Source organism: Mesorhizobium sp. M8A.F.Ca.ET.161.01.1.1, from assembly GCF_004792105.1.
Taxonomy (GTDB): Bacteria; Pseudomonadota; Alphaproteobacteria; order Rhizobiales; family Rhizobiaceae; genus Mesorhizobium.
Genome location: NZ_SRTD01000025.1, coordinates 24,098 through 48,640 on the forward strand (window position 1 = coordinate 24,098; position 24,543 = coordinate 48,640).

General features: G+C 63.3%; 22 protein-coding genes. 11 read left to right on the forward strand and 11 right to left on the reverse strand.

The annotated features are described in order from the left end of the window. Nucleotides 1-21 precede the first annotated feature (21 nt). Nucleotides 22-873, reverse strand: a complete 852-nt coding sequence (locus tag EN804_RS32320) for a helix-turn-helix transcriptional regulator (protein ID WP_135922130.1) — start codon at nucleotides 871-873, stop codon at nucleotides 22-24. Between the two features lie 230 nt (nucleotides 874-1,103). On the opposite strand from EN804_RS32320, the gene EN804_RS32325 reads away from it, so the two are divergent. Both EN804_RS32325 and EN804_RS32330 read left to right on the forward strand, forming a co-directional pair. Further along, on the forward strand, nucleotides 1,104-2,123 hold the full coding sequence (locus EN804_RS32325; protein WP_189343746.1) for a fatty acid desaturase: 1,020 nt from the start codon (nucleotides 1,104-1,106) through the stop codon (nucleotides 2,121-2,123). A gap of 93 nt (nucleotides 2,124-2,216) precedes the next feature. Beyond that, nucleotides 2,217-3,044, forward strand: coding sequence for a PhnD/SsuA/transferrin family substrate-binding protein (locus EN804_RS32330; RefSeq protein ID WP_135922131.1), 828 nt, complete (start codon nucleotides 2,217-2,219; stop codon nucleotides 3,042-3,044). Here EN804_RS32330 and EN804_RS32335 read toward each other — a convergent pair. The 3 genes from EN804_RS32335 to EN804_RS32345 form a co-directional block, all read right to left on the reverse strand. After that, nucleotides 3,009-4,364, reverse strand: a complete 1,356-nt coding sequence (locus tag EN804_RS32335; protein WP_135922132.1) for a Xaa-Pro peptidase family protein — start codon at nucleotides 4,362-4,364, stop codon at nucleotides 3,009-3,011. The genes EN804_RS32330 and EN804_RS32335 overlap by 36 nt on opposite strands. A 9-nt stretch (nucleotides 4,365-4,373) precedes the next feature. Continuing rightward, entirely contained in the window at nucleotides 4,374-6,944 is a 2,571-nt protein-coding gene (locus EN804_RS32340; protein ID WP_135922133.1) for an FAD-dependent oxidoreductase, read from the reverse strand. 95 nt (nucleotides 6,945-7,039) lie between these two features. Then, nucleotides 7,040-8,617, reverse strand: a complete 1,578-nt coding sequence (locus EN804_RS32345; RefSeq protein WP_135922134.1) for a trimethylamine methyltransferase family protein — start codon at nucleotides 8,615-8,617, stop codon at nucleotides 7,040-7,042. A gap of 256 nt (nucleotides 8,618-8,873) precedes the next feature. On the opposite strand from EN804_RS32345, the gene EN804_RS32350 reads away from it, so the two are divergent. After that, entirely contained in the window at nucleotides 8,874-10,049 is a 1,176-nt protein-coding gene (locus EN804_RS32350; protein WP_135922135.1) for an MFS transporter, read from the forward strand. 96 nt (nucleotides 10,050-10,145) lie between these two features. Continuing rightward, on the forward strand, nucleotides 10,146-11,306 hold the full coding sequence (locus EN804_RS32355; protein ID WP_135922136.1) for an MFS transporter: 1,161 nt from the start codon (nucleotides 10,146-10,148) through the stop codon (nucleotides 11,304-11,306). A 19-nt stretch (nucleotides 11,307-11,325) separates the two neighbouring features. On the opposite strand, the gene EN804_RS32360 is transcribed toward EN804_RS32355, so the two are convergent. Further along, nucleotides 11,326-11,877: a hypothetical protein gene (locus EN804_RS32360; RefSeq protein WP_135922137.1), complete on the reverse strand. Its 552-nt coding sequence runs from the start codon at nucleotides 11,875-11,877 to the stop codon at nucleotides 11,326-11,328. 122 nt (nucleotides 11,878-11,999) lie between these two features. On the opposite strand from EN804_RS32360, the gene EN804_RS32365 reads away from it, so the two are divergent. The 4 genes from EN804_RS32365 (at nucleotide 12,000) to EN804_RS32385 (ending at nucleotide 16,937) form a co-directional block, all read left to right on the forward strand. After that, the gene (locus EN804_RS32365; protein ID WP_135922138.1) at nucleotides 12,000-14,075 is read left to right on the forward strand and encodes a prolyl oligopeptidase family protein; all 2,076 of its coding nucleotides are present in this window, start codon (nucleotides 12,000-12,002) and stop codon (nucleotides 14,073-14,075) included. Between the two features lie 243 nt (nucleotides 14,076-14,318). After that, nucleotides 14,319-15,698 carry an aspartate aminotransferase family protein gene (locus EN804_RS32375; RefSeq protein WP_127279361.1) on the forward strand — a complete coding sequence of 460 codons (1,380 nt, stop codon included), beginning with the start codon at nucleotides 14,319-14,321 and terminating at the stop codon, nucleotides 15,696-15,698. Between the two features lie 123 nt (nucleotides 15,699-15,821). Then, the gene (locus tag EN804_RS32380; protein ID WP_127279367.1) at nucleotides 15,822-16,187 is read left to right on the forward strand and encodes a hypothetical protein; all 366 of its coding nucleotides are present in this window, start codon (nucleotides 15,822-15,824) and stop codon (nucleotides 16,185-16,187) included. 105 nt (nucleotides 16,188-16,292) lie between these two features. After that, nucleotides 16,293-16,937: a cytochrome c oxidase assembly factor Coa1 family protein gene (locus EN804_RS32385; protein WP_127279362.1), complete on the forward strand. Its 645-nt coding sequence runs from the start codon at nucleotides 16,293-16,295 to the stop codon at nucleotides 16,935-16,937. 281 nt (nucleotides 16,938-17,218) lie between these two features. Here EN804_RS32385 and mmsB read toward each other — a convergent pair whose 3' ends face one another. After that, nucleotides 17,219-18,103, reverse strand: coding sequence for a 3-hydroxyisobutyrate dehydrogenase (gene mmsB, locus EN804_RS32390; RefSeq protein ID WP_135922139.1), 885 nt, complete (start codon nucleotides 18,101-18,103; stop codon nucleotides 17,219-17,221). Nucleotides 18,104-18,129: 26 nt separating this feature from the next. Continuing rightward, a complete protein-coding gene (locus EN804_RS32395; RefSeq protein WP_127279364.1) occupies nucleotides 18,130-19,296 on the reverse strand; it encodes an isobutyryl-CoA dehydrogenase in 1,167 nt (388 codons plus the stop codon). Between the two features lie 136 nt (nucleotides 19,297-19,432). Between EN804_RS32395 and EN804_RS32400 the strand changes: the two genes are divergently transcribed. Together EN804_RS32400 and EN804_RS32405 are read left to right on the forward strand one after the other, a co-directional pair. Next, nucleotides 19,433-20,047, forward strand: a complete 615-nt coding sequence (locus EN804_RS32400) for a dimethylsulfonioproprionate lyase family protein (protein WP_127279365.1) — start codon at nucleotides 19,433-19,435, stop codon at nucleotides 20,045-20,047. Continuing rightward, nucleotides 20,047-21,522 (forward strand): cobyric acid synthase, encoded by a 1,476-nt coding sequence (locus EN804_RS32405; RefSeq protein WP_135866744.1) that lies wholly within the window; start codon nucleotides 20,047-20,049, stop codon nucleotides 21,520-21,522. The genes EN804_RS32400 and EN804_RS32405 overlap by 1 nt, the downstream gene beginning before the upstream one ends. A gap of 3 nt (nucleotides 21,523-21,525) precedes the next feature. Here the strand turns inward: EN804_RS32405 and EN804_RS32410 are convergent, their stop codons facing one another. The 4 genes from EN804_RS32410 to EN804_RS32425 all read right to left on the reverse strand — a co-directional run bounded on the left by EN804_RS32410 (nucleotide 21,526) and on the right by EN804_RS32425 (nucleotide 23,959). After that, nucleotides 21,526-21,945 (reverse strand): VOC family protein, encoded by a 420-nt coding sequence (locus EN804_RS32410; RefSeq protein ID WP_135922140.1) that lies wholly within the window; start codon nucleotides 21,943-21,945, stop codon nucleotides 21,526-21,528. A gap of 72 nt (nucleotides 21,946-22,017) precedes the next feature. Next, a complete protein-coding gene (locus tag EN804_RS32415) occupies nucleotides 22,018-22,848 on the reverse strand; it encodes an AraC family transcriptional regulator (RefSeq protein ID WP_135922141.1) in 831 nt (276 codons plus the stop codon). A gap of 103 nt (nucleotides 22,849-22,951) precedes the next feature. After that, a complete protein-coding gene (locus tag EN804_RS32420) occupies nucleotides 22,952-23,122 on the reverse strand; it encodes a hypothetical protein (protein ID WP_135880587.1) in 171 nt (56 codons plus the stop codon). 51 nt (nucleotides 23,123-23,173) lie between these two features. Further along, a complete protein-coding gene (locus tag EN804_RS32425; protein ID WP_135922142.1) occupies nucleotides 23,174-23,959 on the reverse strand; it encodes a TSUP family transporter in 786 nt (261 codons plus the stop codon). A 119-nt stretch (nucleotides 23,960-24,078) separates the two neighbouring features. Here EN804_RS32425 and EN804_RS32430 point away from each other — a divergent pair, with 119 nt between their 5' ends. Continuing rightward, complete coding sequence (locus EN804_RS32430) at nucleotides 24,079-24,510, forward strand: TerB family tellurite resistance protein (protein WP_135880585.1); 432 nt, start codon at nucleotides 24,079-24,081, stop codon at nucleotides 24,508-24,510. The last annotated feature ends 33 nt before the right edge of the window (nucleotides 24,511-24,543 follow it).

A 24,543-nucleotide genomic window follows, 5' to 3' on the forward strand; every position in this document is an offset into this window, starting at 1 on the left:
CGATGCAGAGCGCGCTCAGGCTTAGCCTGATGCAAACGGCATGCCGGCCAGGTTGCGGGCGAAGGCGGCAGCCTCATGCGGATTGATGTCTGCGGCACGGATCAGATTGTCGAAATGCTGTGTCAGCGCCTGGACCGGCTGCGTGGCGTTCAGCACCACATACATGTCTCCCACATAGATGGCGGCGCGATAAGGACCGAAGATGGTGAGCGGGATGGAATAGCGCATGCGGCCGTCATAGAGGAACAGGCGGAAGGTCGGATAGAGGTCGTCGAGCAGCGTCGCCATATGGGCAAGTTGCTGCTGGCGGTCGGCTGCCGGGAAACGATCCCACACGCCGAGGCCGCGGGCGAAGATTTCCAGCGTGTGGCGCGGCATGCAGACTTCCATGTCGGTTTCCGGACGCCGGTTGTATTCGATGCGGTATTGCGTCTCGCTGGCCTGCGCCAGGCGGCTCCTGTTGGTGATGTTGGCCTCGTAGTCGACGAGCGCGCGGGTGCGCAGCAGATCGGGAATGCCGGCCGGCACATAACGGATCTTGGTGCCGGCGGCTTCAGCGAACCATTTGGCGAGCAGCGTGCGGTCGAACCCGTCGGGCGCTTCCTCGATCTCGAGGCTCTCGCGGATTTCGCCGGTCACGCCTTCGTCCTGGCTCAAGCCCAGCAGCCAGTCCAGCGACACCTTGAATTCGGCGGCTATGTTGAGCAGCGTTTCGGCTCGCGGCAGGCGTGTCGACGCGCCCGACATCAGCTGCGACAGCGCCGACCGATCGATGCCGACCGCTGACGCGAACGCCGACTGATTGAGATCCGAGCGTGTCAGGAGGAGCTTCAGACGCTCCCGAAAGATCGTCGACAGATCGCGCTTGTCCATGGCCTTGCTCCCGTCTTCCGGAGGAAAAATTTGCGCCGAAGCCCCTGCAGCAGGGCTCCCAGGCGTAAATGAATCCCTAAGATTGTTTACAATGTACAACATATGCAGTCAAAAATGCGCAATCGCAACATTTTGTGCACTTTGTCGCGTTGAGTGGAATCACTTCTCCTGACACAATGCTGTCAGGAACCATTTGGGGTTCCGGCGACTGAGGGACAGTGGTCGATAGCATGGCAAGCATACCAGGCAAGAGCATCCGTCGAAGCAGCAAACCGGCCATCGAATGGCCGACCGTGGTCCTCACTTTCTTCTGCTACGGCACATGGTTCGCCGCCGGCCTCTTCCTCTGGCCATCCTATCCCATCCTGGCCCTTATCGTCATGGCCGTTACATTGGCTCTGCAGTCCTCGATCATGCATGAGGTGCTTCATGGTCACCCGACCCGCAACGCTTTGGTCAATGAGGCCTTCGTCTTCCTGCCGATCGGTCTTGCGTGGCCGTTCCGCCGCTTCAAGACCATTCACCTGCGCCACCATGCGGACGAGCGCCTGACCGATCCGCTGGACGATCCCGAGAGCTATTACCAGGCGCTCTGGATGCACGAAGAAATGCCGCCGCTGATGAAATTCGTGCTGAAGGTCAACAACACCATGGCTGGTCGTCTGGTGCTCGGCCCGTGGCTGTCCTGCATCGGCTTCTTCATCGACGATGCCAAGCATGTGATTGCCGGCGACAAGGCGATCCGCAAGGCCTGGCTGCTGCATGCGATCGGCCTTGCCGTGGTGCTGCCGGTCGTGCAGTTCGGGTTCGGCATGCCGGTTTGGCTGTATGTGCTGGTGCCGGTGTGGCTCGGCCAGTCGCTGATCTCGATCCGCACCTATGCCGAGCATCAGTGGTCGGAGCATCCGGAAGGCCGCACGGTGATCGTCGAGCGCTCGCCGCTGTCGTTCCTGTTCCTCAACAACAATCTGCACTTCGTCCATCACAAGAGCCCGACGATCGCCTGGTACCGGCTGCCGAAGCTGTTTCGTGACCGGCGCGAGGAATGGCTGCGGATGAACAATGGCTATGCCTACCCGAACTATTTCGCGCTGCTCAAATCCTATGCCTTCAAGGCCAAGGAGCCGATCGTGCATCCGGTGCTGCGGCGTGCGCCCGAGCCAGGCAGGGCGTTCAAGCCGCGCGTCAGGGCGCGCAACATCAATGGACTTGGCACGGTGCCGGTCCCGGCCGAGCCACCCAAGGAATAGGATCCGCCGATAGGGTGGATGCCGTGTCGGCCAATTCTGATTGGGCGCCGCGTTTTTGCGAACTTTTTTCGAGGCATGTGGTTTGATATCGGCATGAGCGAATTGATTGCGGCGTTGCCGATGTACGACTGGCCCGAAGTGCGCGACGAGGTCGACGCGCAATGGGCGTCGTTGCGCGATGCTTTCCGGCCTAGGGGTATCGATGCGCCGCAATCCATCGTGCGGCGCAACGCTGACCTGCCCGCCGTGCCAGGCGGTATACACGACGCCCAGGGGGGGCTGATCGCTCCGGATCCGGCGACGCTGCCACCGGACGAGCTCGATTTCCACAAGCTCTGGCTTCACCCCGCGCTGCTGTTCGCGCAGACCTGCTGGGGGCCGATGGAACTCGGTTTGTCCCGGCATGTGCAAGTGGTCGGCCAGCCAAGCTATGACGCCTATGAAGGCGGACGGGGCGAACTCTATTCGAGCGCGCTGGTGATGCGCTTGGGCGAGGGGCCGGAGGTTCGGTCACCCGCCGACGGCAAGGCCTTGCTGCCGCTCGATCTCGTCCGAGGCAAGCGCTTCACCTTCAACAGCCTCGATTCCATGTCGGGCATCATCGCGCTGACGCGCGACCTGGAAGCGGTCGGCGAAAACCTGGACATCTTTTCATCGCGTGGCGAAAGCGGCGGCCATCGCGACTCGATCGTGGCGGTCGCCGAAGGCATGGCGGATGTCGCCGCGCTCGATTGCGAAAGCTGGGCGCTGGCACAACGCTTCGAGCCGGCGGCGCGCAAGGTCGTGATCGTCGGCTGGACAGCACGGCGCAAAGGTCTGCCGTTCATCACCGCGAAAACGACGCCGGAAAAGACCGTGCGCGCGATGCGCGAGGCGCTTGCCGGCCTAGCCGAGCAGCCGCTGATCCAACGGGTAGGTTGAAAGTTTTTCGTTGCCGGTCTCGGTGATCAGGATCTGCTCCTCGATCTTGACGCCTTCGCCGCCGCCGAGCCGGCCGATATAGCTCTCCACGCACAGCACCATGCCTGGTTCCAGCACACCGTCGGGCGTATCGGATGTCCAGTCGCTGGCATGCGGCAAGGTCGGGTATTCGTCGGCAAGTCCGACGCCGTGGTAGAGAACGCCGTAGCGGGTCGGGAAGCAGTCTCCTGGCGGCACTGCTGAGCGTTCGACAAGGTCGCGGAAGGAGATGCCGGGCTGCATCAGTGCCGTGTTGTGTTCGATCTGATCGGCGGCGATGCGGAACAGGTCGCGCTGTTTGTTGGTCGGCTTTATATCGCCGCAGAGCCAGGTGCGTGAGAGATCGGCGCAGAAGCCGTAGGGGCCGATCAGGTCGGTGTCGAAGGCGACGAGATCGCCTGATACAATGATCCGCGACGAGCATTCCTGGAACCACGGATTGGTGCGCGGTCCCGATGTCAGCAGCCGCGTTTCGATCCATTCGCCGCCGCGCGCGATGTTGCCGCGATGCAGTTCGGCCCACAATTCGTTCTCGGAAATGCCGGGCTTCAACGCCTGTTCCATCTCGCCCATCGCCGCCTCGCAAGCGACGATGGCGCGGCGCATGGCGAGGATTTCGTCCGGTGATTTGATCAGCCGGGCATTTTCCGTCACGGCTTCGCCATTGCCGATGGAGATACCAAGGCGGTGGAGCTCTTCGACGCCTTCCGGATTGATGTGGTCGACGGCGATGCGGTTGTTGCCGCCGCCGTGCTCCCTGACCAGATCGGCGATGCCGGCGGCCCAGCGGCGGACTTTGTGCTCGGTCAGTTCGCCGCCATAGAGATACATCCATGAAATGGCGGGGCGGACTTCATCGACGACACCGGAGTGGTCGGAAAGATGCTCGCACGAAAAGTAGTCGAACAGCACCACCGGCCCGTCGGTGGCGACGAAGCAATGCCGCGTCGGGTTGTGCGCCACCCAGAGCTGCATGTTGGTAGAGTCGGTCGCATAGCGGATGTTGATGGGGTCGTAGAGCAGGGCGCCGGCATAGCCGCGGCGCTTCAGCTCGGCGCGAATGCGGTCGAGCCGATATTGCCGCATGGCGGGCAGGTCGGGAGCGGCAATGCCTGCCGCGGCCCATTCCGCTTCAGCCACCGCGCCATAACCCAGCACATGCTGGTTGAGCCCAGCGGCCTTCTGTCGTGAGGCGTCGCGCAGCGCCTCGATCGAGGCTGATACAAACGGCATGATCTTGCGGTGGCGGCCGAAGCTTCCCTTTGGCGCCGCGCTGTCCATGGCGAAACCTCAGGTCCGCATCTTCTCGCCACTCGGGTCGAAGGGCGCCTCGACATTGATGCGGGCCGGACGCCGGTGACCGAGGATCTCGATCTCGAACAGTCCGGCGCTTTCATCCTCGGCGAGTGCCGCCGGCACATAGCCTTGCGCCATCGATTTCTGCACGTAATGCGCATAGCCGCCCGACGTCACCCAACCGACCACGCGCCAGTCGCCATCGACGATGCCGCGCACGGCTGACGCGCCTTCGGCGGCCTTTGAACCGCGTATTTCCTTGCCTGAAGTGTCGAAGCGCGGCGCGCCGTAGCCATGCGGCTTCTCGACGGTGCCGTAATCCTTGCTGACCTTGGCCCAGATCGGCTCGTCGCCCATCACGTCGGCATCGGCCGCGTCGACGATGAAGGAGACGCGGCGCAGTTTTGGACCTTCCGCCTGTTCCTTGACGGCGGCGTCGCGGCCGATGAAGTCGTTCTTCTCCAGCTTGATGAAACGGTCCATCGAACCTTCGAACGGGCCGTAGATCGGCCGCAGCTCGCGGAACCAGGTCGGGAAGTTCTTTTCCAGGCGCATGGACAGCAAGGCGCGCATGCCGAAATCGACCAGGCCGAATTCCTCGCCGGCGTCCTTGATCGCCTTATAGACCAGGCGCTCGTAGGCTGGCGCCATCCAGATTTCATAGCCGAGGTCGCCGGTGTAGGTGATGCGGTTGACCAGGCACGGTGCGCCGCCGACCGCCATTTCGCGGAAATCCATGAAGCGGAAGGCCTTGGTCGAAATGTCGACATCGACCAGCTTCTGCAGGAGGTCACGCGACTTCGGCCCGGCAATCGACAGGCCGACCAGCGTCTGGTCGAAGCGATGGATGCGCACCGAACCATCCTTCGGCAGATGCTTTTCGAACCAGCGCATGTGGTACTTCTGCGCGGCCGACGAACCCCAGATCATGAAGCGGTCTTCACCGGCCTTGGCGATGGTGAAGTCGCCGATCAGCTTGCCGAATTCGTTGATCATCGGCGTCAGCACGATGCGGCCGGTCTTCGGCATGCGGTTGGTCATCAGCCGGTTGAGGAACTCTTCCGCACCCGGCCCCGATACTTCGTATTTGGCGAAGTTGGCGATTTCGGTGACGCCGACCCTTTCACGGGTGGCGCGCACTTCCTCGCCGATCGGCCCAAAATCGTTGGAGCGGTGGAAGGAGACGATGTCCTTCGGCTCCTTGCCCTTGGGCGCGAACCAGAGCGGGGTTTCGAGGCCCCACGAGTCGCCCATGACGGCGTTGTTGGCGAGCATGGTGTCGTAGAGCGGCGTCGTCTGGGCCGGGCGGGCGGCCGGCAGTTCCTCGTTGGGGAAGCGGATCGAGAAGCGGTGCGAATAGTTTTCGCGCACCTTGGCATTGGTGTAGCGCAGGCCGGCCCACTCGCCGAAGCGGGCGACATCCATGCCCCAGACGTCGAAGCCCGGATCGCCATGGACCATCCAATTGGAGAGAGCCAGGCCGACGCCGCCGCCCTGGCTGAAGCCGGCCATGACGGCGCAGGCGCACCAGAAATTGGTCAGGCCCTGCACCGGGCCGACCAGCGGGTTGCCGTCGAGCGCGAAGGTGAAGGGGCCGTTGATGATCTGCTTGATGCCGGCCTTTTCGATACCGGGGAAATGCTTGAAGCCGATTTCGAGCGACGGCGCGATGCGGTCGAGATCGGGCGGCAGCAGTTCATGGCCGAAATCCCATGGCGTGTTGACCGGCGACCACGGCTTGCAGGCCTTTTCGTAGGTTCCGAGCAGAATGCCGTTGCGCTCCTGGCGGGTGTAGATTTCGCCCTTGAAGTCGAGCACGCCGATCATTTCGCGGCCGGTCGACTTGTTGAATTCCTCGACCTCCGGCATCGGCTCGGTCAGGAGATACATGTGCTCCATGGCGAGCACCGGCAGCTCGACGCCGACCATGCGGCCGATCTCGCGCGCCCACAGGCCACCGCAATTGACGACATGTTCAGCGTGAACCGTGCCCTGTTCGGTGACGACGTTCCAGGTGCCGTCCGGCTGCTGCGTCAGGTCGACGACGCGGTTGCGCAGCACGATCTCGGCGCCGAGCTTTTTCGCCGCCTTGGAATAGGCGATCGTGGTGCCCGAAGGGTCGAGATGGCCTTCGACCGGATCCCACATGGCGCCGACGAAATTCGTCTCGTCCATCAGCGGGAACATCGCCTTGGCCTCGGACGGCGTGATCAGCTCGGTGTCCATGCCGAGATAGCGGCCCTTGGCGTGGGCCAGCCGCAGGAAATCCATGCGCTCGGGCGAATCAGCCATCATCACGCCGCCGGTCAGGTGCAGCGAGCAGGATTGGCCCGAAATCTCCTCGATCTCCTTGTAGAGCTGGACGGTGTAGGCCTGGAGCTTGGCGACGTTCGGATCGCCGTTCAGCGTATGAAAGCCGCCCGCCGCGTGCCAGGACGAGCCCGAGGTCAGCTCGGACCGCTCGATCAGCATGATGTCGGTCCAGCCGGCCTTGGCCAGGTGATAGAGCACCGAGCAGCCGACGACACCACCGCCGATGACAACCGCTTTTACATGAGATTTCATGAAGATAGGTCCGCTTTTGTGTAAATTGAATCAGTTGGTTCAGTTCGCCGCGAGCGGCCTCGACTTTGGAAGTCAAAGCTCACTACGGCGTACGATCAAAAATCGGTCGGTGCGCCGCCTTCGGCGGTGCGCTTCTGGACGAAGGCGTTGAGTTCCTCGCGGATCGCCGGGTCCATGTAAGGCTCCTCATAGGACGCCAGCCGCTCCTTCCAGACCTTGTTGGCCTTTTCCAACGCTGTCGGCGAGCCGGCTTCGGCCCAGGACTCGAAATTGCGCCAGTCGGACAGGATGGGCGAATAGAAGGCGGTCTTGTAACGATCCTGCGTGTGCTGGGTGCCGAAGAAGTGGCCGCCGGGGCCTACCGACTGGATGGCGTCGAAGCCGAGCGCCTCTTCGGAGAGGTCGAGCGGGGTCAGGAATTCTGCCACCATCTGCAACAGGTCGATGTCCAGAATGGTCTTCTCGTAGGAGCAGCGCAGGCCACCTTCCAGCCAGCCTGCGGCGTGCATCATCAGATTGCCGCCGCCCTGGATGGCACCCCACAGCGAGAACACGCTTTCATAGGCTGCCTGCGCGTCGACCGTGTTGGCCGCGCAGGTGTTGGAGGTGCGGTAGGGAATGTTGTAGCGGCGGGCAAGCTGGCCACCGACGAGTTGCGCCTTCATGTATTCGGGCGTGCCGAATGCCGGTGACCCGGATTTCATGTCGACATTGGAAGTGAAGCCGCCATAGCCGACCGGCGCGCCCTTGCGCACCATCTGGGCGAAAGCAATGCCCGACAGCGCCTCGGCGTTCTGCTGCACCAGCGCGCCGGCAATGGTGACGGGCGCCATGGCGCCCGACAGGGTGAAGGGCGTGACGATGACGACCTGGCCCTTGCTCGACATCTGGATGATGCCTTCCATCATCGGCACGTCGAGCTTGAGCGGTGAATTGGTGTTGATGATGGTGAAGACGGACGGCTCCGCGAGCAGTTGCTCGTGGCTGATGCCGCGCGCGATGCGGGTGATCTCGATGCCGTCGACATTGCGCTCCTTGCCGAGCGAATAGATGTGGAACACCTTGTCGGTCAGCGTTGCGAGGTCGCGGATGCATTCGAGGTGGCGGACCGACGGGTGGATATCGGTCGGCTCGACCGGATAGCCGCCCGTGCAGTTCAGGATGTTGTGCATCTGGGCCAGCCGCAGGAAATTGCGATAATCCTGCTGGTTGCCCGGCCGGCGGCCACGATCGATGTCGGAGCAATTGGGTGCCGAGGCCATCATCGAAATGATGAGATTGTCGCCGCCGAAGCGCAAATTGTGCGCGGGATTGCGGGCATGAACGGTGAATTCGGACGGGCAGTTCGACACCAGATCGAGGATCATGTCGCTGTCGAAGCGCACCCGCTCAGAGCCCTCGCGGACATCGGCGCCATGCGCCTTCATGATGCGGCGGGCTTCGTCGTGCAGGACATCGACACCGATTTCCCTGAGCACGCGCAGGGAGGCGAGGTGGATCGATTCCAGCTCATCCTCGGAAACCAGCTTGGTCGGCGTCAGTGGATTTTTCAGTTGGCGGAAGGCCGGCTGCTCGAAGGCGGCCGAGCCACCGGCACGCTTTCCGGCGCGACCGCCACGGCGGGCACGGTCGGGTGCCAAAGCCGGCTCTGAGGGTTGTAGGACGGCGGTCATGATGGTCCTCGTAGGATGCGATAACGGGCGGCATAATGGACCGGCGCCCGTCCGGCCATTGCGGAGGCGGCGACCACTAGGGCGAGGGAAGCGACATGCCCGAACGGCAGTTGCGCGGCCGCCGCATTCGCCCGATCATTCATCCCTTGGCGCAAACGGGTTTTCCTCGGCGGCCCTTTCTTTCCCCGGATCGAACCAGTAGCTGGTGAGGCCTGCCGGCAGGGAGGTCAGCCGGCGCCTCACATGGAATGACAGCATGGTCGCAACCGGCTCGAGCGAAGGCGAAGCGGGAACGCAGTGGGCAGCGCTCGCCGGCGTCACCGCCGCGCTGGCCATGTTCGGAGCGGCGCAAGGGCTGAGTTCGCCGCTGTTCACGCTGCTGATGCAGAAGCAAGGCATGTCTCCAGGCCTGATCGGCCTGTCGGCGGCGATGATGCCGCTCGGGCTGATCCTGTCGGCTTCCTTCGTGCCGGCGGCGGTTCGGCTGGTCGGTGCGCGAAACCTGGCAGTCGGATGCTCGCTGATCGGAGCGCTGTGCTTCCTGGGCATCGGCTATCTGCAGAACTGGTTGGCCTGGTACGTCATCCGCTTCATCATCGGGGTGGTCATCAATCCGCTCTACATCCTTGGCGAGGTGTGGGCGCTGTCGCTGGCGCCACCGTCGCGGCGCGGCCGGGTGATGGGGGTGTTCAACACACTGATGGGCGCCGGCTACGCGGCCGGTCCGTTTACCCTGACCTTTATCGGCATCGAGGGCTGGGCACCCTTCAGCGTCGGCATTGGCGGCTTTGTGCTTTGCGCGGTCATTTTGCGCCTTGTCTCCTCGAAGCTTGCCGGCTTTGAGGATGACGGCCAGCCAGCAGGAAGTTTTGTCGGTTTTGCCCGGCTGGCGCCGGCGCTGCTGCTGGCGGTGCTGGTCTCGGCCGCCGTCCAGCAGAGCACCTATGCGCTGGTCCCGGTGTTTGGCGCAGGCTACGGCCTGCCTGAGGCCGTGCTCGCCGCGCTGGTGATGGCGCTGTCGCTGGGCAACATCCTTTTGCAGATCCCGCTTGGCCTGCTCGCCGAGCGCTTCGGTGGCCGGCCGATGATCCTGGCCTGCGCGGTGGCGACGACCACTTGCGCTGTCCTGCTGCCGCTGCTGATCACCACACCGCTGATCTGGGGCGTGCTTCTGGTAATGGGCGCGGTCGGCTACGGCGTCTATACGATGGCGCTCGTCGAACTCGGCAGCCGCTTCGGGGGCTCGCTGCTGGTCACCGGCAATGCGGCTTTCGCCTTGCTGTGGGGCGTCGGCGGCATCGTCGGTCCGCCGGGCGCGGGCCTGCTGATGCAAGCGATCGGACCACTGGGATTGCCGACCGTAATCATTGGCCTCGACGCTTTGCTGGTCGCCTTCGCGCTCTATAGATCGGCCCGCCGCGGAGGCTCCTGACAAGGTTTGGCTGGAGCCGCGCGTCGGTTCGGGCCGCAGGGCTTACCGCCATCGGACCGAACCGCTAAGTCTGCAACCGCGACGGCACTGGGGATCATGGACTTGGTGGACACCAAAAGCGACGAGAGGATGCAGTGGGCGGCGATCACCGGTGTGATCGCGACCGTGTCCGTGTTCGCCATCGCGCAGGGCCTGTCCTATCCGCTTTTGAGCTTCATCCTGCAGCGCCAGGGCGTCTCGCCAGCGATGATCGGCCTGTCGGCGGCAATGACCCCTGTCGGCTTCATCCTGTCATCGCCGCTGATACCTGGCCTGGCGCGCCGGTTCGGGGCAGGGCGCACGGCGCTCACCTGCGCCGCACTCTCGGCTATCGTGCTGGCGTTGATCGGCTGGACGCAGAACGTCTATCTCTGGTTTCCGCTGCGCTTCCTGATCGGCGTGGTGACCAACCCGCTCTATGTGCTCAGTGAAATCTGGGTGATCGCGCTGGCACCGCCGGCCCGGCGCGGCCGCATCATGGGTCTCTATTCGACGATCATTTCCGCCGGCTTTGCGACCGGGCCGCTTTGCCTGCTTGCCGTCGGCACGGAAGGCTGGCCGCCATTCCTTGTCGGGATTGGCGCCTTCGTGCTGTGCGGCTTTTGCCTGGCGTCGGTTCTGCCGCAGCTGCCCAGGGTGGACGAGGCCGGGCATCGGGTTTCGGTGATGGGTTTCATGCCGCTTGCCTGGCTGCTTCTGTCGGCGGTGGTCGTGGCCGCCGGCTTCGAGCAGGCGGCGCTGGCGCTGCTGCCTGTCTATGGCACGCATCATGGCATCGCGGAGGCGCGCATGTCGGCGCTGCTGGCGGTCATGATTGCCGGCAACATTGCCATGCAGGTGCCGCTTGGCCTGCTGGCCGAGCGGCTGACGGCCCGCCTGGTACGTTTCCTCTGCGTCTTGCTGACGCTGGGCGGCTGTGTGCTGCTGCCGCTGCTGATCGAAACCCCGCTGATATGGCCCTGCGTCTTCGTCTGGGGCGCGGTGTCCTACGGCATCTACACGATGTCGATCATCGAGCTCGGCGAGCGCTTTACCGGCTCGGCGCTGGTTGCCGGCAATGCGGCATTCTCGCTGATGTGGGGCGTCGGCGGCATTCTGGTCCCGCCGCTTACCGGTGGCATGATGGATGTGCTTGGCGCGGGTGGCCTGCCGGCCACGCTTGGCGCGATCTGCGCCACGCTGGCGCTGGCGACGCTTATTCGAAGACGGGTTGTGTAGCATCGGGGTATCGGGATGCTCAAATCCCTGGTCCCGGTTTGCTCGCCAGCCTGAAAATGGCCCAGAGGTCACAGTCGGCATGGCGTTCTTCGGGATGCATCCTGCGCAGCGAATCCCGAATCTCCACGGCTCGATCGAAGTCATCAATCAGCCCGACCCTGGACAGCTCTGCATTTGCAAACACGTCTGGGAAGCCACCGCAATTGGTCAAGGCGCTGACGCCGACAGCCTGATCCATCAGGTCATAGCCCATGAAGGTGAACCCGTCCCAACCAAGCGATCGTACGTCTGCCGGAGGCCTTCGGATGACGCCAAGGATGTTGAAGTTGGCGGGATCGCCCAATTCCGAGAGCAGGAAGTCCAGGTCGACAAAGAAATCGAGCATGTTGTCTTCGTTGACGATGTGAGGCCAGTAGTTGTCCTTGATCTGCGGGAGCGCAACCGGGCAAAGCATTCCGTCGAGCGTAACGACTTCGGTCAACTGGGTGAGGCCCGACCACTCGATGTATTCCCTCCACCCGCTTCCGTGGAATGGGCTGAACTTCTCGGTTGCGATGTGAAGATGTTGCATGCCGGCTGCCTGCTCTGAACAGCTGTCGCGTCCGCGAACCGTTTTACGTGTTCCCGTTGAATGTCGGTAGCGTCATGCCGATGTTTGTGGCACCGAGCCTGATGAATTTTTCGGAGACCCGCATGACCAATTCGATCGCACAAAGGCAGCCAGGGCCAGTTGACGAGACGCAAGATCCCTTTCTCTGGCTGGAGGACAGGACCAGCAAACAATCGCTCGACTGGGTTCACCAGCAGAATGAGGTGACGGTGGCGCAATTGCACGGCGATCCGTCCTATCAGGCGTCGTTCCAGACGGCACTCGACCTGATGACGGCCGAGGACAATATCGCGGTCGGCGCGGCAATCGCGGGCCATGTCTACAATTTCTGGCAGGACAAGACCAATGCGCTCGGCCTGTGGCGGCGCACGACAGTCGCTTCCTACAAGACCGACAAGCCCGAATGGGAAACGATCATCGACTTCGACCAACTGGCGGCGAAGGAGGGGATAAAGTGGGTGTTCGGCGGCGCTGTCAGACTCTACCCCGATTTCAACCGCTGCCTGGTCTCGATGTCGCCCGATGGCGGTGATGCCAGTGCAATGCGCGAGTTCGACATCGCGGCCAAGTCCTTCGTCGAAGGCGGTTTTCAGGCGTCGGCCTCGAAATCGGGCTTCGGCTGGCTGGATGAGGACACGGTCATCGTCTCGGCCGCGTTCGAAGAGGCCGACAAGACAGAGTCCGGATATCCGCGCGTGGTCAAGCTCTGGAAGCGCGGCACCAGGCTGGAAGAGGCAACCCCGATCTTCGAGGGAAAGACCGAGGATCTCGCCGTTGGCGCCGGCGTCGAGTTCGACGGCGAGAAGCGCCATCTGTTTCTGGCGCGGACACTCAACTTCTTCGCATCGCACAGTTTCCTGCGCCTCCCTTCGGGCGAGAACCGCCGCATCCCGCTGCCCGACGACGTTACCGACACCGCGCTCTTCAGGGATCAGCTGGTGTTCGGGGTGCGCACTCCGTGGACGGCGCCGGACGGCACCGCATGCCAGCCGGACGGGCTTTATTCGCTCGACTTCGCGTATTGGACCGAAACTGGCGGTTTTGGCGCCATCGAGACCTTGCTGGCGCCGGCGCATCGCGTCTCGATTGCCGGGCTCGCCAGAACGCAGGACCGCCTGTTCATCAACCTGATGGACAATGTCCGCGGCAAAGTTATCGTCTGCGAGCGCAAGGATGGCGCCTGGTCGCTGAAGCCTGTCGCGCTGCCTGAAAACGGCACTGTCGGCATCAGCCATGCAGAGCATTTCGGCTCCACCGTGTCCTTTTCCTTCACCGATTTCCTCACGCCAAGCTCGATCATCTGGTCCGATGACGATGGCGAGACGCTGGCCACCGTGAAGTCGCAGCCGGCCCGCTTCGATGCCTCGCCGCTGATCGCGGAACAGTTCGAGGCACGATCGAAGGACGGCACGATGATCCCTTACTTCGTCGTCAGGCGGCGGGACCAGAACGGGCCGGTGCCGACGCTGCTCTATGGCTATGGCGGCTTCGAAGTGCCGCTCTTGCCTGGCTATGCCGGCGTGCGCGGCAGGCTGTGGCTGGAGAAAGGCAATGCCTATGTGCAGGCCTGCATTCGCGGTGGTGGCGAATTCGGACCTGGCTGGCACCAGGCGGCGCTGAAAGGCAAGCGCCAGAACGGCTTCGACGACTTTGCCGCGGTGGCCGAGGATGTCGTCAGGCGCGGTATTGCGACAGCCCAATCGCTCGGCATTCAGGGCGGCTCCAACGGCGGCCTGCTGACCGGCGCTTCCCTGACACAGCATCCCGAGCTTTTCGGCGCCGTCATCATCGAGGTGCCGCTGCTCGACATGCTGCGCTACACCGAATTGCCGCCGGGCGCTTCGTGGATGGCCGAATATGGCGATCCGTCAAAGCCGGAAGATGCCCAGTGGCTTTCGGCCTATTCGCCCTATCAACATGTCAAGGCGGATGCCGCCTATCCGCCGGTACTCTTGACCACCTCGACCGCCGACGACCGGGTCCACCCCGGCCACGCGCGCAAGATGGCGGCCCGCCTGCTGGAGGCCGGACATGGCAAAACGCTGTTCTTCGAGGAGACCGAAGGCGGACATGGCGGGCGCGGCGACCGCCGGCCGCAGGCGGCGCAGACGGCGATGAAGTATGTGTTTCTGCAGCGGGCGCTGAGCGGCGAAGCCTGATCTCATTCCAGCACCACTTGAGCAAAGGGTGGTTCACCTCGACCGCCCTTTGCTCTAAGGTACCTTCATGGCTCTCGCTAGACTATCAGCTCGTGCGTTTCGGGTCGCGGTGACACCGTCATCGCGCACGCTGCGCGCCGAGCTTTTGCGGCTGTGCGCCCGTATCGGTTATTCGCCACCTGCCGTCCTCTGACGAATTCGCCCCGGCGCCGCCGGAATGATTTCAGAGGAAAGATCAAATCAATGACCTATCAGAACTATTCGCTGAAGCAGCTTCAGCAGATCGACGCCGCGCATCACTTGCATCCCTTCACCGACCATAAGGAGTTGCGCGAGGCTGGCGCGCGCGTCATCACTCACGCCAATGGCCCGTTCATCTACGATTCCGAAGGGACGGAACTGCTGGATGGGATGGCCGGCCTGTGGTGCGTCAATATCGGCTACGGCCGTGACGAACTGGCCGAGGCTGCCTATGCCCAGATGAAGGAACTGCCTTACTACAATTCCTTCTTCAAATGCTCGACGCCGACGCCGGTGCTGTTGTCGAAGAAGCTGGCCGAGATCGCACCGAAAAACGTCAACCAGGTGTTTTATGGCTCGTCCGGTTCAGAGGCCAACGACACCGCCTTGCGGCTTGTGCGCCACTATTGGGTGCTGGAAGGCAAGCCGGAGAAGAACCGCGTCATCTCGCGCAAGATGGCCTATCACGGCTCGACCATCGCCGGCACCTCGCTCGGCGGCATGGATGCCATGCACAAGCAGCTCAACGGCGCGGTGCCCAACATCGTCCATGTGATGATGCCCTATGCCTATGAGCTGGCTCTGCCTGGCGAAAGCGACCATGATTTCGGCCTGCGCGCGGCCAAATCGGTCGAGGATGCCATCCTGGAGGCCGGCGCCGAGAAGGTCGCGGCGTTCATCGGCGAGCCGGTGATGGGCGCGGGCGGCGTCAAGATCCCGCCGGCAAGCTACTGGCCCGAAGTGCAGCGCATCTGCCGCAAATACGATGTGCTGTTGATGCTGGACGAGGTCATCACCGGCTATGGCCGCACAGGCGAGTGGTTCGCGGCCCAGACCTTCGGCATCGAACCGGACACCATCACCACGGCCAAGGCGCTGACGTCGGGCTATCAGCCGCTCTCGGCGCTGCTGGTGGGCGATCGCATTGCGTCGGCGCTGGTCGAGAAGGGCGGCGAGTTCAACCATGGCTACACCTATTCGGGGCACCCCGTTGCCTGCGCCGTGGCGCTGAAGAACCTCGAGATCATCGAGAGGGAAGGCCTGGTCGACCGCGTCAGGAACGACACCGGACCCTATTTCGCCAAGGCGCTGCAGGAGCGCATCGCCGGGCATGATCTGGTCGGCGAGGTGCGTTCCATCGGCCTGATGGGCGCGATCGAGATCGTCAAGGACAAGGCGACGAAGGAGCGCTTCCTGCCGTCGGGAAGTGCTGCGGTTGTTGTGCGCGACCACGCGATCGCCAACGGCATGATGCTGCGCGCCACCGGCGACACGATGATCCTGTCGCCGCCGCTGATCTGGACCCGCGACACCATCGACATGGCCTGCGAGCGCATCGGCAAGGCGCTCGACCTGGCGCAGGCCGACCTGCGCAAGCGCTAAGAAACGAGGCAGGCGCCCACCAATCGGACGCCTGCCTCAAAATATCGTCGCGGTCGGAACGAATATTGCTACCGCGCGTAGTTGATGGCGCAGCGCAGCGGCTGCCCTATGGGGATTGTGTTCATGAGCAGGACTGGCAGGAGCCGGCGCCGCCGAGAAGCGGTCACGATCGGCAGCGATCTCATGCTGGCGCCGATGGTGGCGATGATGCGCCTGCCTCTCATGGCAATGGACGCCGGAAGCGGCCAGCCGTGGGGAACCGAAACCGCGCGGGCCGTCAACGAGAAGACGGTTGCACTGGCTGAAGGTGTCTTCGCGGCGCAGATGTCCCTGCTGCAATCGGCGACCCGTTTCTGGCCCGAAATCCTTTCCGGCCTTACCCCGTCGCTGCTCAATGGCATTGCGGCGGAACGATCAATCAGCGCCGCGCTGAAGCCCGCCAGCCGAGCGGTGAAGGCGAATTTTCGCCGGCTTTCCACAAAGACCTGATCCACAGTGTCTGCTCAGGCGCATGGGGGTGCGCGGAACTTTGATTTTGCGCATCGTCCAGATCATGGGCTAGAACCAGCCGGTGCAGTTACAGTGGGGGATGCAATGGCCGGACAACCGCTCAACCAGCCGGCTGAAATTCCAGCCGAGCTTGATCGCTGGAACTGGGGCGCCTTCTTCCTCAACTGGATTTGGGGCATCGGCAACAGCACTTTCATCGCGCTGCTGGCGCTGATCCCCGTCGTCAACCTCATCATGATCTTCGTGCTCGGCGCGCGCGGCAGCCGCTGGGCCTGGCGGAACCGCGCCTGGCGCGATGCGGAGCAATTCCGCAAGACGCAGCGCAACTGGGCGATCGCCGGCCTTGCCGTCTGGGTGGTCAGTATCGGCGGCTGTGCGACGATGGTCGGCAGCATCCCTTTCGTGCTCAAGGGCAGCGACGCCTACCGGATGACCATGGACGCCGTCCGTGCCGACACCCGGGTGAAGGCCACGATCGGCGACGATGTGGCCGATAATTTCTGGGTCGGCGGTAATCTCAATGTCAATGCGAATGGCGCCGGCGACGCCCAGTTCAGTATTCCCGTCCACGGCGCCAAGGGCAAGGGCACCGTGTTTTCGCATCTCGTTCGCAATGCAGGCACATGGAGCACGCGCCTGCTCGTGGTCCGCGTCGACGGCGTCGATGCACCGATCGTGCTGACCAATGAAGATCACGTGCCGATCCCGGGTGCGGCGATCGGAATATAGATGATCGTGGATAGGAAAGGGGCCTGAAATGCAAAAACCGCGCCCCATCGGGAACGCGGCTTTGCCAGATACGCATGGCGTTTCGCTACGAAGACACTTGCGAAACTTACGGGCTCCGGTACGCGAGACCTGATCCGGAGCGCCGGGCGGATGCGATATGTCCGCCTCGCAATCCGTTTTATAGGGACATCGTTACCGCAGAGTTATCGAGAGCTTAAGCAAATCTAAATTTGCGGGTCTTTCTCCGCAAAGACCCGGGAAAAGTCTATCGAATCCGCTGTTTAGGCCGGGTTGCCGCGCAGAAAATTAATTATGCCGGAAAAATCGGCGCCGCCATGGCCCTGGGCGTTGAACAGCGCATAGAGCTGCGCCGCCTCGGCGCCGAGCGGTGTCACGGCGCCCGCGCCAAGCGCTGCTTCCTGGGACAATTTCAGGTCTTTCAGCATGAGAGCCGCGGCAAATCCCGGCTTGTAATCCCTGTTGGCGGGCGAAGTGGGCACCGGGCCGGGCACCGGGCAATAGGTGGTCAGAGACCAGCATTGGCCCGACGAGGTCGAGGCGACGTCGAACAGCGCCTGATGCGACAGGCCGAGTTTCTCCGCCAGCACGAAGGCCTCGGCAACGCCGATCATCGAAATGCCGAGGATCATGTTGTTGCAGATCTTGGCGGCCTGGCCGGCGCCGTCACCGCCGCAATGGACGATGCGCCCGGCCATCGGCTTCAGGATCGGCTCGGCGGCGGCGAAGGCATCGTCGGAACCGCCGGCCATGAAGGTCAACGTGCCGGCTGTCGCCCCGCCGGTGCCACCGGAGACCGGCGCATCGATCGACAGCAGGCCGTGTTTGGCGGCGATTGCATGCGCCTTGCACGCCGATTCCACGTCGATGGTCGAGGATTCGATGAACAAGGCATTTTTCTTCGCCTTGGGGGCGATATCCTCATAGACCGACAGCACGTGCTTGCCGGCAGGCAGCATGGTGATGACGACATCGGCATCCTTCACGGCGGCAACGGCGTTGGCCATGATTGTGATGCCATGCTCGCGCGCGATCGTCAGGTTCTCTGTCATCAGGTCGAAGCCGTGCACCGCATGCCCCGCCTTGACGAGATTGGCGGCCATCGGATTGCCCATGTTACCGAGGCCGATGAAGGCGATCGTCGTCATTGTCTCACTCCCGGAGTTTGCTGGCTTCAGCGTCCTATCAGCGCCCGCGCGATGATGACGCGCATGATCTCGTTGGTGCCTTCCAGAATCTGGTGGACGCGCAGGTCGCGGACCAGCTTCTCGATGCCGTAATCATGCAGATAGCCATAGCCGCCGAGCAGTTGCAGCGCATCGTTGGCGACGTTGAAGCCGGTGTCGGTGACGAAGCGCTTTGCCATCGCCGACCATTTACCGGCGTCCGGAGCCTTGCGGTCGAGCTTCGAGGCCGCCGCATAGAGGAAGATGCGCGCTGCCTGCAATTCGGTCTCCATGTCGGCCAGCCTGAACTGCAGCGCCTGGAACTGGTTGATCTTCGAGCCGAAGGCCTTGCGCTCAGCCGTGTAGGCCAGCGCCTTGTCGAGCGCCGACTGCGCGCCGCCCAGCGAACAGGCGGCGATGTTCAGCCGGCCGCCGTCGAGCCCGGCCATGGCGATGCCGAAACCGGCGCCTTCGCCCGACAGGAGGTTCTCGGCCGGCACCTTGCAGTCCTCGAAGATGACCTGGCGGGTCGACTGCATGTGCCAGCCCATCTTGTGCTCGTTGGCCCCGAAGGACAGGCCTGGCGCATCCTTGGGCACGACGATGGTGGAGATGCCTTTCGGGCCATCGGCGCCGGTGCGCACCATGACGGCATAGACATCGCTGTCGCCGGCGCCGGAGATGAACTGCTTTGCGCCGTTGAGCACATAGTCGCCGCCGCTCTTCACCGCGCGCGTCTTCAGGGCGGCGGCATCGGAACCGGAACCCGGCTCGGTCAGGCAGTAGCTCGCCAGCCATTCCATCGAGGTGAGCTTCGGCAGGAAGCGCTGTCGCTGCTCCTCATTGCCGAAACGGTCGATCATCGATGCCACCATGTTGTGGATAGAGATGAAGGACGAAAAGGCCGGATCCGCGTGCGACAGCGCCTCGAAGATCAGCACTGCGTCGAGGCGTCCGAGAGCCGATCCCCCGACATCATCCCTGATGTAGATGCCGCCGAGGCCGAGCGGCCCTGTCTCGCGGATCACATCGGCGGGGAAGTGTTTCCTGCGGTCCCAGTCGAGTGCGTTCGGCGCGACGCGATCGGCGGCGAAGGCCTGCGCCATCTCCTGGATGGCGCGCTGTTCCTCGGTGAGTTCGAACTGGCTGGTGCTCGCATCGACCGCGGCGTCCATGGCGTGCTCCCTGATGTCTGACCTGCTGGCCTGTCGTTTTTGGCTTTGCGCGCGCACCAATCTAGACCAATGATGCCGCCGCGCAACCCGAGCCGCCGCGGAGCGGCTGTGCACCAATGCATGTCCGGAGCAAGATGTGACGACAAAATTCGACGAGCTGTTGGGACAGTTCCACGCCTATCTTGCTTCCGTCGATGATGCCCTGGTGCGCGACGCCGTGGCGCGTATCGGCTGGGATATGCCGGCCCGCGATTTGGAGCCGCGTCCGCTTGGCTGCCTGCGCCATCTCGACCGCGCCGCCGAACTGGCACCGCCGGATGCGAAACCCCTGGTTCGATTGCTGGCCGAGCGGCGCAACGAATTGCATTGGGGGCAGACCTATACCGAGGCTGATTTCGGCAAGGCCTTCATCGACAATTACGGCTGGCTGGAAATGTTCGGCACGCGCGGCCATTTCGCCAATGACGAGGTCGCCGCAGGCCTGCTGATGCTCGGACCCGGGATCGTCTATCCCGACCATCATCACGTCGCCGAGGAGATCTATATTCCGCTGACCGGCGGCACCGAGTGGCGCATGGGCGAGGGCGGCTTTCGCAAGCGGGAGGCCGGCGAGGTCGTCCACCATGTTTCCAACGTCAACCACGCCATGCGTACCGGCAAGGAGCCGCTGCTGGCGCTTTATATCTGGCGCGGCGGGCCGCTGGCGCAGAAATCCACGATCACCGGAACCTCGGTGCAGGACAGGAGCTGATGGCCAGGGCAATCATGCTGCAAGGCACGGGCTCGGATGTCGGCAAGACGGTGCTTGTCGCAGGGCTATGCCGTGCCGCCAGGAATCGCGGCCTGAAAGTGCGGCCGTTCAAGCCGCAGAACATGTCGAACAACGCCGCCGTCGCCGATATTCCCGGCGACAACAACCATGGCGGCGGCGAGATCGGCCGCGCGCAATGGCTGCAGGCGATCGCTTGCGGGGTTGCGCCGTCGGTCCATATGAACCCGGTGCTGCTCAAGCCGCAGACCGATGTCGGCGCCCAGGTCATCGTCCAGGGCAAGGTGTTCGGCGAGGCGAGGGCTCGTGACTATCAGGCGCTGAAGGGCCGGCTGATGGATGCCGTGCTGGAGTCCTGGGGAAAGGTCGGCGCGGGCGCCGATCTTGTCATTGTCGAGGGTGCCGGTTCGCCAGCCGAAATCAACCTCAGAAGCCGCGACATCGCCAATATGGGTTTTGCCACACGGGCCGATGTACCGGTGGTGCTGGTCGGGGACATTGATCGCGGCGGCGTCATCGCCTCGATCGCCGGCACGCATCTGATCCTGCCGGAAGAGGACCGGCGCATGATCGCCGGCTATCTCATCAACAAGTTCCGGGGAGACGTCTCGCTGTTCGATGATGGCTTGAAGGCGATCGGGAAATTCACCGGATGGCGCTGTTTTGGCGTCGTGCCGTGGCTCAAGGCGGCGGCGCGGCTGCCCTCGGAGGATTCCGTGGTGCTGGAGCGGCTGGCGTCCGGCGAGGCGCGCGCGTTGAAAGTGGCGGTGCCGATGCTTGGCCGCATCGCCAATTTCGACGATCTCGACCCGCTCAAGGCCGAACCGCAGGTCGAAGTGGTGTTCGTGCCGCCGGGAAAGAAGCTGCCGGTCGATGCCGGGCTGGTGGTCATTCCCGGCTCCAAGTCGACGATCGGCGACCTCCTGAAATTTCGCGAGAACGGCTGGGACCGGGATCTCGCGGCGCACCGCAAGCGCGGCGGTCATGTCGTCGGCATTTGCGGCGGTTTCCAGATGCTCGGCCGCATGGTGCGCGATCCTGACGGTATCGAAGGCAACGTCACCGAAGCCGTGGGCCTCGGCCTGCTCGATGTCGAGACGGTGATGGAGCCGGAAAAGACGGTGCGCAATGTCAGCGCCCGCTCGGTGCCGTTCGACCTGCCGCTCGAGGGTTACGAAATCCATCTCGGCCGCACGACGGGCCCGGACACCAGGCGGCCGTCGGCGATCATCAATGGCGCCGAGGACGGCGCGATCTCGGCCGATGGCAAGGTGATCGGCACGTATATGCATGGCCTGTTCGGCGCCGACGGCTTTCGCGGGAAATTCCTCGAAAGCCTGGGTGTCAGGAGCGGTGGCATAGATTACCGAGCCGAGGTCGAGCGCGCGCTGGACGAGGTCGCCGCCGAGCTGGAAACCCATCTCGACTGTGATGCGATTTTTTCATTGGCACGTTGAAGGTCAGGCCTTCTCACCGGCCTTCGGCCAGTAGGTGCCGAACGACCAGACATTGCCTTCAGGGTCGCGGCAGATGAATTCGCGGCTGCCATAATCGCGGTTCGTCAGTTCCTGGATGATCGTCGCGCCGGCCTTCCTGGCTTTGGCGTAGGCGGCGTCGGCATCGTCGACGGCGATATAGATCGACTTGCCGCCGCCTGAACCGGGTTCGCCGACCATCTTGCCGTAGTCGTCGTCGCGCACCGTGCCCAGCATGATCATCGAGGAGCCTAAGACCAGTTCGGCATGGTGCACGACATCGCCTTCGCCATAGTGGGCACGGACACTGAAACCGAAGGCTTCGCCCAGCCAGTCGATCATCCCCGCCGCATTCTTGTAGCGCAGGGCAGGGTAGAGCCGGGGTGCTTCAGTGGTGGTGGGCATCGGAACCTCCTTCATCTGGATCGGTCTATGCCTCACTCTGGCCAAGGGCCGTTCCTGCGTCTTGAAGAAATGTTACCTGACCGAAAGTGCCGTTGGTGTCTCACCGGCGAGCTCGCGGAATTCGCGCACCAGATGCGCCTGGTCGGCATAGCCGCAATCGGCGGCGACATCCGCCCAGTCGGCGGTCGGCTCGCTCGACAGGCGGAGCGCCCGGTTGAAGCGGACGATGCGCGACAGCGTCTTGGGGCCGATGCCGGTCGCGTCGGAGAATTTGTCGGCGAGATGTTTGCGGCTCCAGCCCAACTGTTCGGCAAGCGATGCGATCCGGGTCCGGCCGCCTGATGTGATGATGCGGTCATAGGCCCAGGCGATTTCGAGCGGTGTTTCGGCGGCGCTCTCGAGACGTGCGGCGACGAAGGCCTCGGCAAGATCGAAACGTGCCGTCCAGTCAGGCGTGTTGCCCAGCCGTTCGCGCAGCGCCGCGCCCTCCGCGCCAAGCACGTCGTCGAGTACGACCATGTTGTCAGTCAATTCGCTCATCGGCAGGCGGAAGAAGCGGCGTGCGCCAAGAGGGGTGAAATTCACCTGGATGCAGCAGGCGCCGCCGAAGGATTCGATCATCACCGGACCGGCGAAAAGGCCGGCGGCGAAACTGGCGAAGCGGTCATTGTCATCAGGCGCCCTGCCGAGGCCGATGGCGAACGGCTCGGCGAAGCTGATCACCAGCGGCACCGTCAGCGACGCGTATTCGACATTGCGGAAATGGCCGGCAGCTGTTTCGCGATAGCCGCAGATGTCGGTGACAACGCCGTCAAGCGCGGCGTTGGGAAGCCGCCGGCGCATTTCGAACAGCCCCGATATGGAGCGATCCTGTTCTTTCGGGCGCTGCATCTCGATTGGCATCGGCCATCCTTCCGCCAAGCGAATTTAGCAGAGGCCGCATCAGAATCAAAAACGCCCGGCTTTGGCCGGGCGCTCTCGGTCCCCACTTGTCGAGGGAAACTTGTCAGGCGCCGCGCATCAGGCAGCCGGCAGCGAGCACGATGTAGGCGACAAGCACGATCCACACCGATGCAAGAGGAATGAACGCAAGAACGCCAAGCGCGGCGAGAATGCCGATGATGGCGATGACCAGGGAAATGATGAAAACAATCTGGGTAGGCGCGCTGAGATTCATGTCTGGCTCCTGCAACATGATTCGAACAGCGATATTGTAACAGGCGCGTGATCACACACCAATCATGACACGCAGCGGGTTGGCCGGATCGGCCAGCAGCTTCACCGCCAGAGCCACGCAGACGACCACCAGCAGCGGCTTGATCAACCTGGCGCCGATGCGCATGGCAAGGCTGGCACCAAGCCGGGCGCCAAGGAACTGGGCAATGCCCATCATCAGGCCGATCTTCCAGGCGATGACGCCGACAGCGGCAAAGACGATGAAGCCGCCAATGTTGGAAGCGAAATTGAGCAGTTTGGTGTGCGCTGTCGCCTTGAGCACGCCGTAGCCGGCAAGGGCGACGAAGGCCAGCATGTAGAAGGAACCGGCGCCCGGCCCGAACACGCCGTCATAGAAGCCGATGGCCGGCACCAGGGTCACGCCGAACAGGAAGGGCGACAGGCGCTCGGCCCGGTCGACATCGTTCATGTTGGGCTTGAGGGCGAAGTATAGCGCGATGGCAATCAGCACCAGCGGCAAGGCCGCGCGCAACAGGTCCCCGGGCACGATCGTGGCCAGTAATGCGCCGATGGCGCCGCCGGCAAGTGCCAGCAGCGCCGATGGCAATTGCCGGCGCAGGTCGACATGGCCTTTCGAGGCATAGTGGATGGTCGCCGACCCCGAGCCGAACATGCCTTGCAGCTTGTTGGTTCCAAGCGCCTCGACCGGTGAAAAACCGGCAAGCAGCAGTGCGGGGATGGTGATCAATCCGCCGCCGCCGGCAATCGAATCGACAAAACCCGCGGCGAAAGCCGCGAAGGCGAGGATGGCGATGGACTGGGCGGTGAGGTCGATCATCTGATGTGTCGAGATGTCCGGTCGGCTGAGATAGCGCGCGTTCGACCACGACCACCCCGTTTGCGCAAGGCCGATTCCGCGCTAATTCTATCAAAGAGGAATCGGAAAGGGGGCCGTTCATGGCATTCGCATTGCTGGACCAGATACGCTCGATCTTCGACGGCGACCCGGGCGTGCGCAAGGTCGCGGACGATCCCGTCCTGTCGGCGGAACTGCTGATGCTGTTCCGCATGATCCTGGCCGACGGCACGGTGAGCGAGAGCGAGATGGTTGCCTTCCGGCGCATCTGCAAGGAGGCTTTCGGCATTCCGGAAACCAGCATCGACAGCGTCATCGAATATCTCAACGAATTCGGCTACGAGACCAACGGCTCGCAGGCGATCGCGCTGTTCCGCGACCTCGACGTCGAACGCCGCAAGCAATTGGCGCAGCACATGGCGGAGATCGCCAAGGCGGATTCGCAACTGGCCGAGAGCGAGGTGCGGCTGCTGCGCCGCACGCTCGATTTGCTCGACATCAGCCCGGTCGACGTGGTGAAGCCGGAAGAGTAGGGGGCGGAGGTCCCGGCCGGGCCTGCTGCCTGC

Excerpts from the sequence above, each read along its gene's own strand:
- EN804_RS32365 (WP_135922138.1), top strand. The coding sequence starts at position 12,000 with ATGACCAATTCGATCGCACAAAGGCAGCCAGGGCCAGTTGACGAGACG.
- EN804_RS32415 (WP_135922141.1), bottom strand. The coding sequence starts at position 22,848 with ATGCCAATCGAGATGCAGCGCCCGAAAGAACAGGATCGCTCCATATCG.
- EN804_RS32430 (WP_135880585.1), top strand. The coding sequence starts at position 24,079 with ATGGCATTCGCATTGCTGGACCAGATACGCTCGATCTTCGACGGCGAC.
- EN804_RS32395 (WP_127279364.1), bottom strand. The coding sequence starts at position 19,296 with ATGGACGCCGCGGTCGATGCGAGCACCAGCCAGTTCGAACTCACCGAG.
- EN804_RS32325 (WP_189343746.1), top strand. The coding sequence starts at position 1,104 with ATGGCAAGCATACCAGGCAAGAGCATCCGTCGAAGCAGCAAACCGGCC.
- EN804_RS32380 (WP_127279367.1), top strand. The coding sequence starts at position 15,822 with ATGAGCAGGACTGGCAGGAGCCGGCGCCGCCGAGAAGCGGTCACGATC.
- EN804_RS32345 (WP_135922134.1), bottom strand. The coding sequence starts at position 8,617 with ATGACCGCCGTCCTACAACCCTCAGAGCCGGCTTTGGCACCCGACCGT.
- EN804_RS32335 (WP_135922132.1), bottom strand. The coding sequence starts at position 4,364 with ATGGACAGCGCGGCGCCAAAGGGAAGCTTCGGCCGCCACCGCAAGATC.
- EN804_RS32330 (WP_135922131.1), top strand. The coding sequence starts at position 2,217 with ATGAGCGAATTGATTGCGGCGTTGCCGATGTACGACTGGCCCGAAGTG.
- EN804_RS32410 (WP_135922140.1), bottom strand. The coding sequence starts at position 21,945 with ATGCCCACCACCACTGAAGCACCCCGGCTCTACCCTGCCCTGCGCTAC.
- mmsB (WP_135922139.1), bottom strand. The coding sequence starts at position 18,103 with ATGACGACGATCGCCTTCATCGGCCTCGGTAACATGGGCAATCCGATG.
- EN804_RS32340 (WP_135922133.1), bottom strand. The coding sequence starts at position 6,944 with ATGAAATCTCATGTAAAAGCGGTTGTCATCGGCGGTGGTGTCGTCGGC.
- EN804_RS32385 (WP_127279362.1), top strand. The coding sequence starts at position 16,293 with ATGGCCGGACAACCGCTCAACCAGCCGGCTGAAATTCCAGCCGAGCTT.
- EN804_RS32375 (WP_127279361.1), top strand. The coding sequence starts at position 14,319 with ATGACCTATCAGAACTATTCGCTGAAGCAGCTTCAGCAGATCGACGCC.
- EN804_RS32355 (WP_135922136.1), top strand. The coding sequence starts at position 10,146 with ATGGACTTGGTGGACACCAAAAGCGACGAGAGGATGCAGTGGGCGGCG.
- EN804_RS32425 (WP_135922142.1), bottom strand. The coding sequence starts at position 23,959 with ATGATCGACCTCACCGCCCAGTCCATCGCCATCCTCGCCTTCGCGGCT.
- EN804_RS32320 (WP_135922130.1), bottom strand. The coding sequence starts at position 873 with ATGGACAAGCGCGATCTGTCGACGATCTTTCGGGAGCGTCTGAAGCTC.
- EN804_RS32420 (WP_135880587.1), bottom strand. The coding sequence starts at position 23,122 with ATGAATCTCAGCGCGCCTACCCAGATTGTTTTCATCATTTCCCTGGTC.
- EN804_RS32350 (WP_135922135.1), top strand. The coding sequence starts at position 8,874 with ATGGTCGCAACCGGCTCGAGCGAAGGCGAAGCGGGAACGCAGTGGGCA.
- EN804_RS32405 (WP_135866744.1), top strand. The coding sequence starts at position 20,047 with ATGGCCAGGGCAATCATGCTGCAAGGCACGGGCTCGGATGTCGGCAAG.
- EN804_RS32360 (WP_135922137.1), bottom strand. The coding sequence starts at position 11,877 with ATGCAACATCTTCACATCGCAACCGAGAAGTTCAGCCCATTCCACGGA.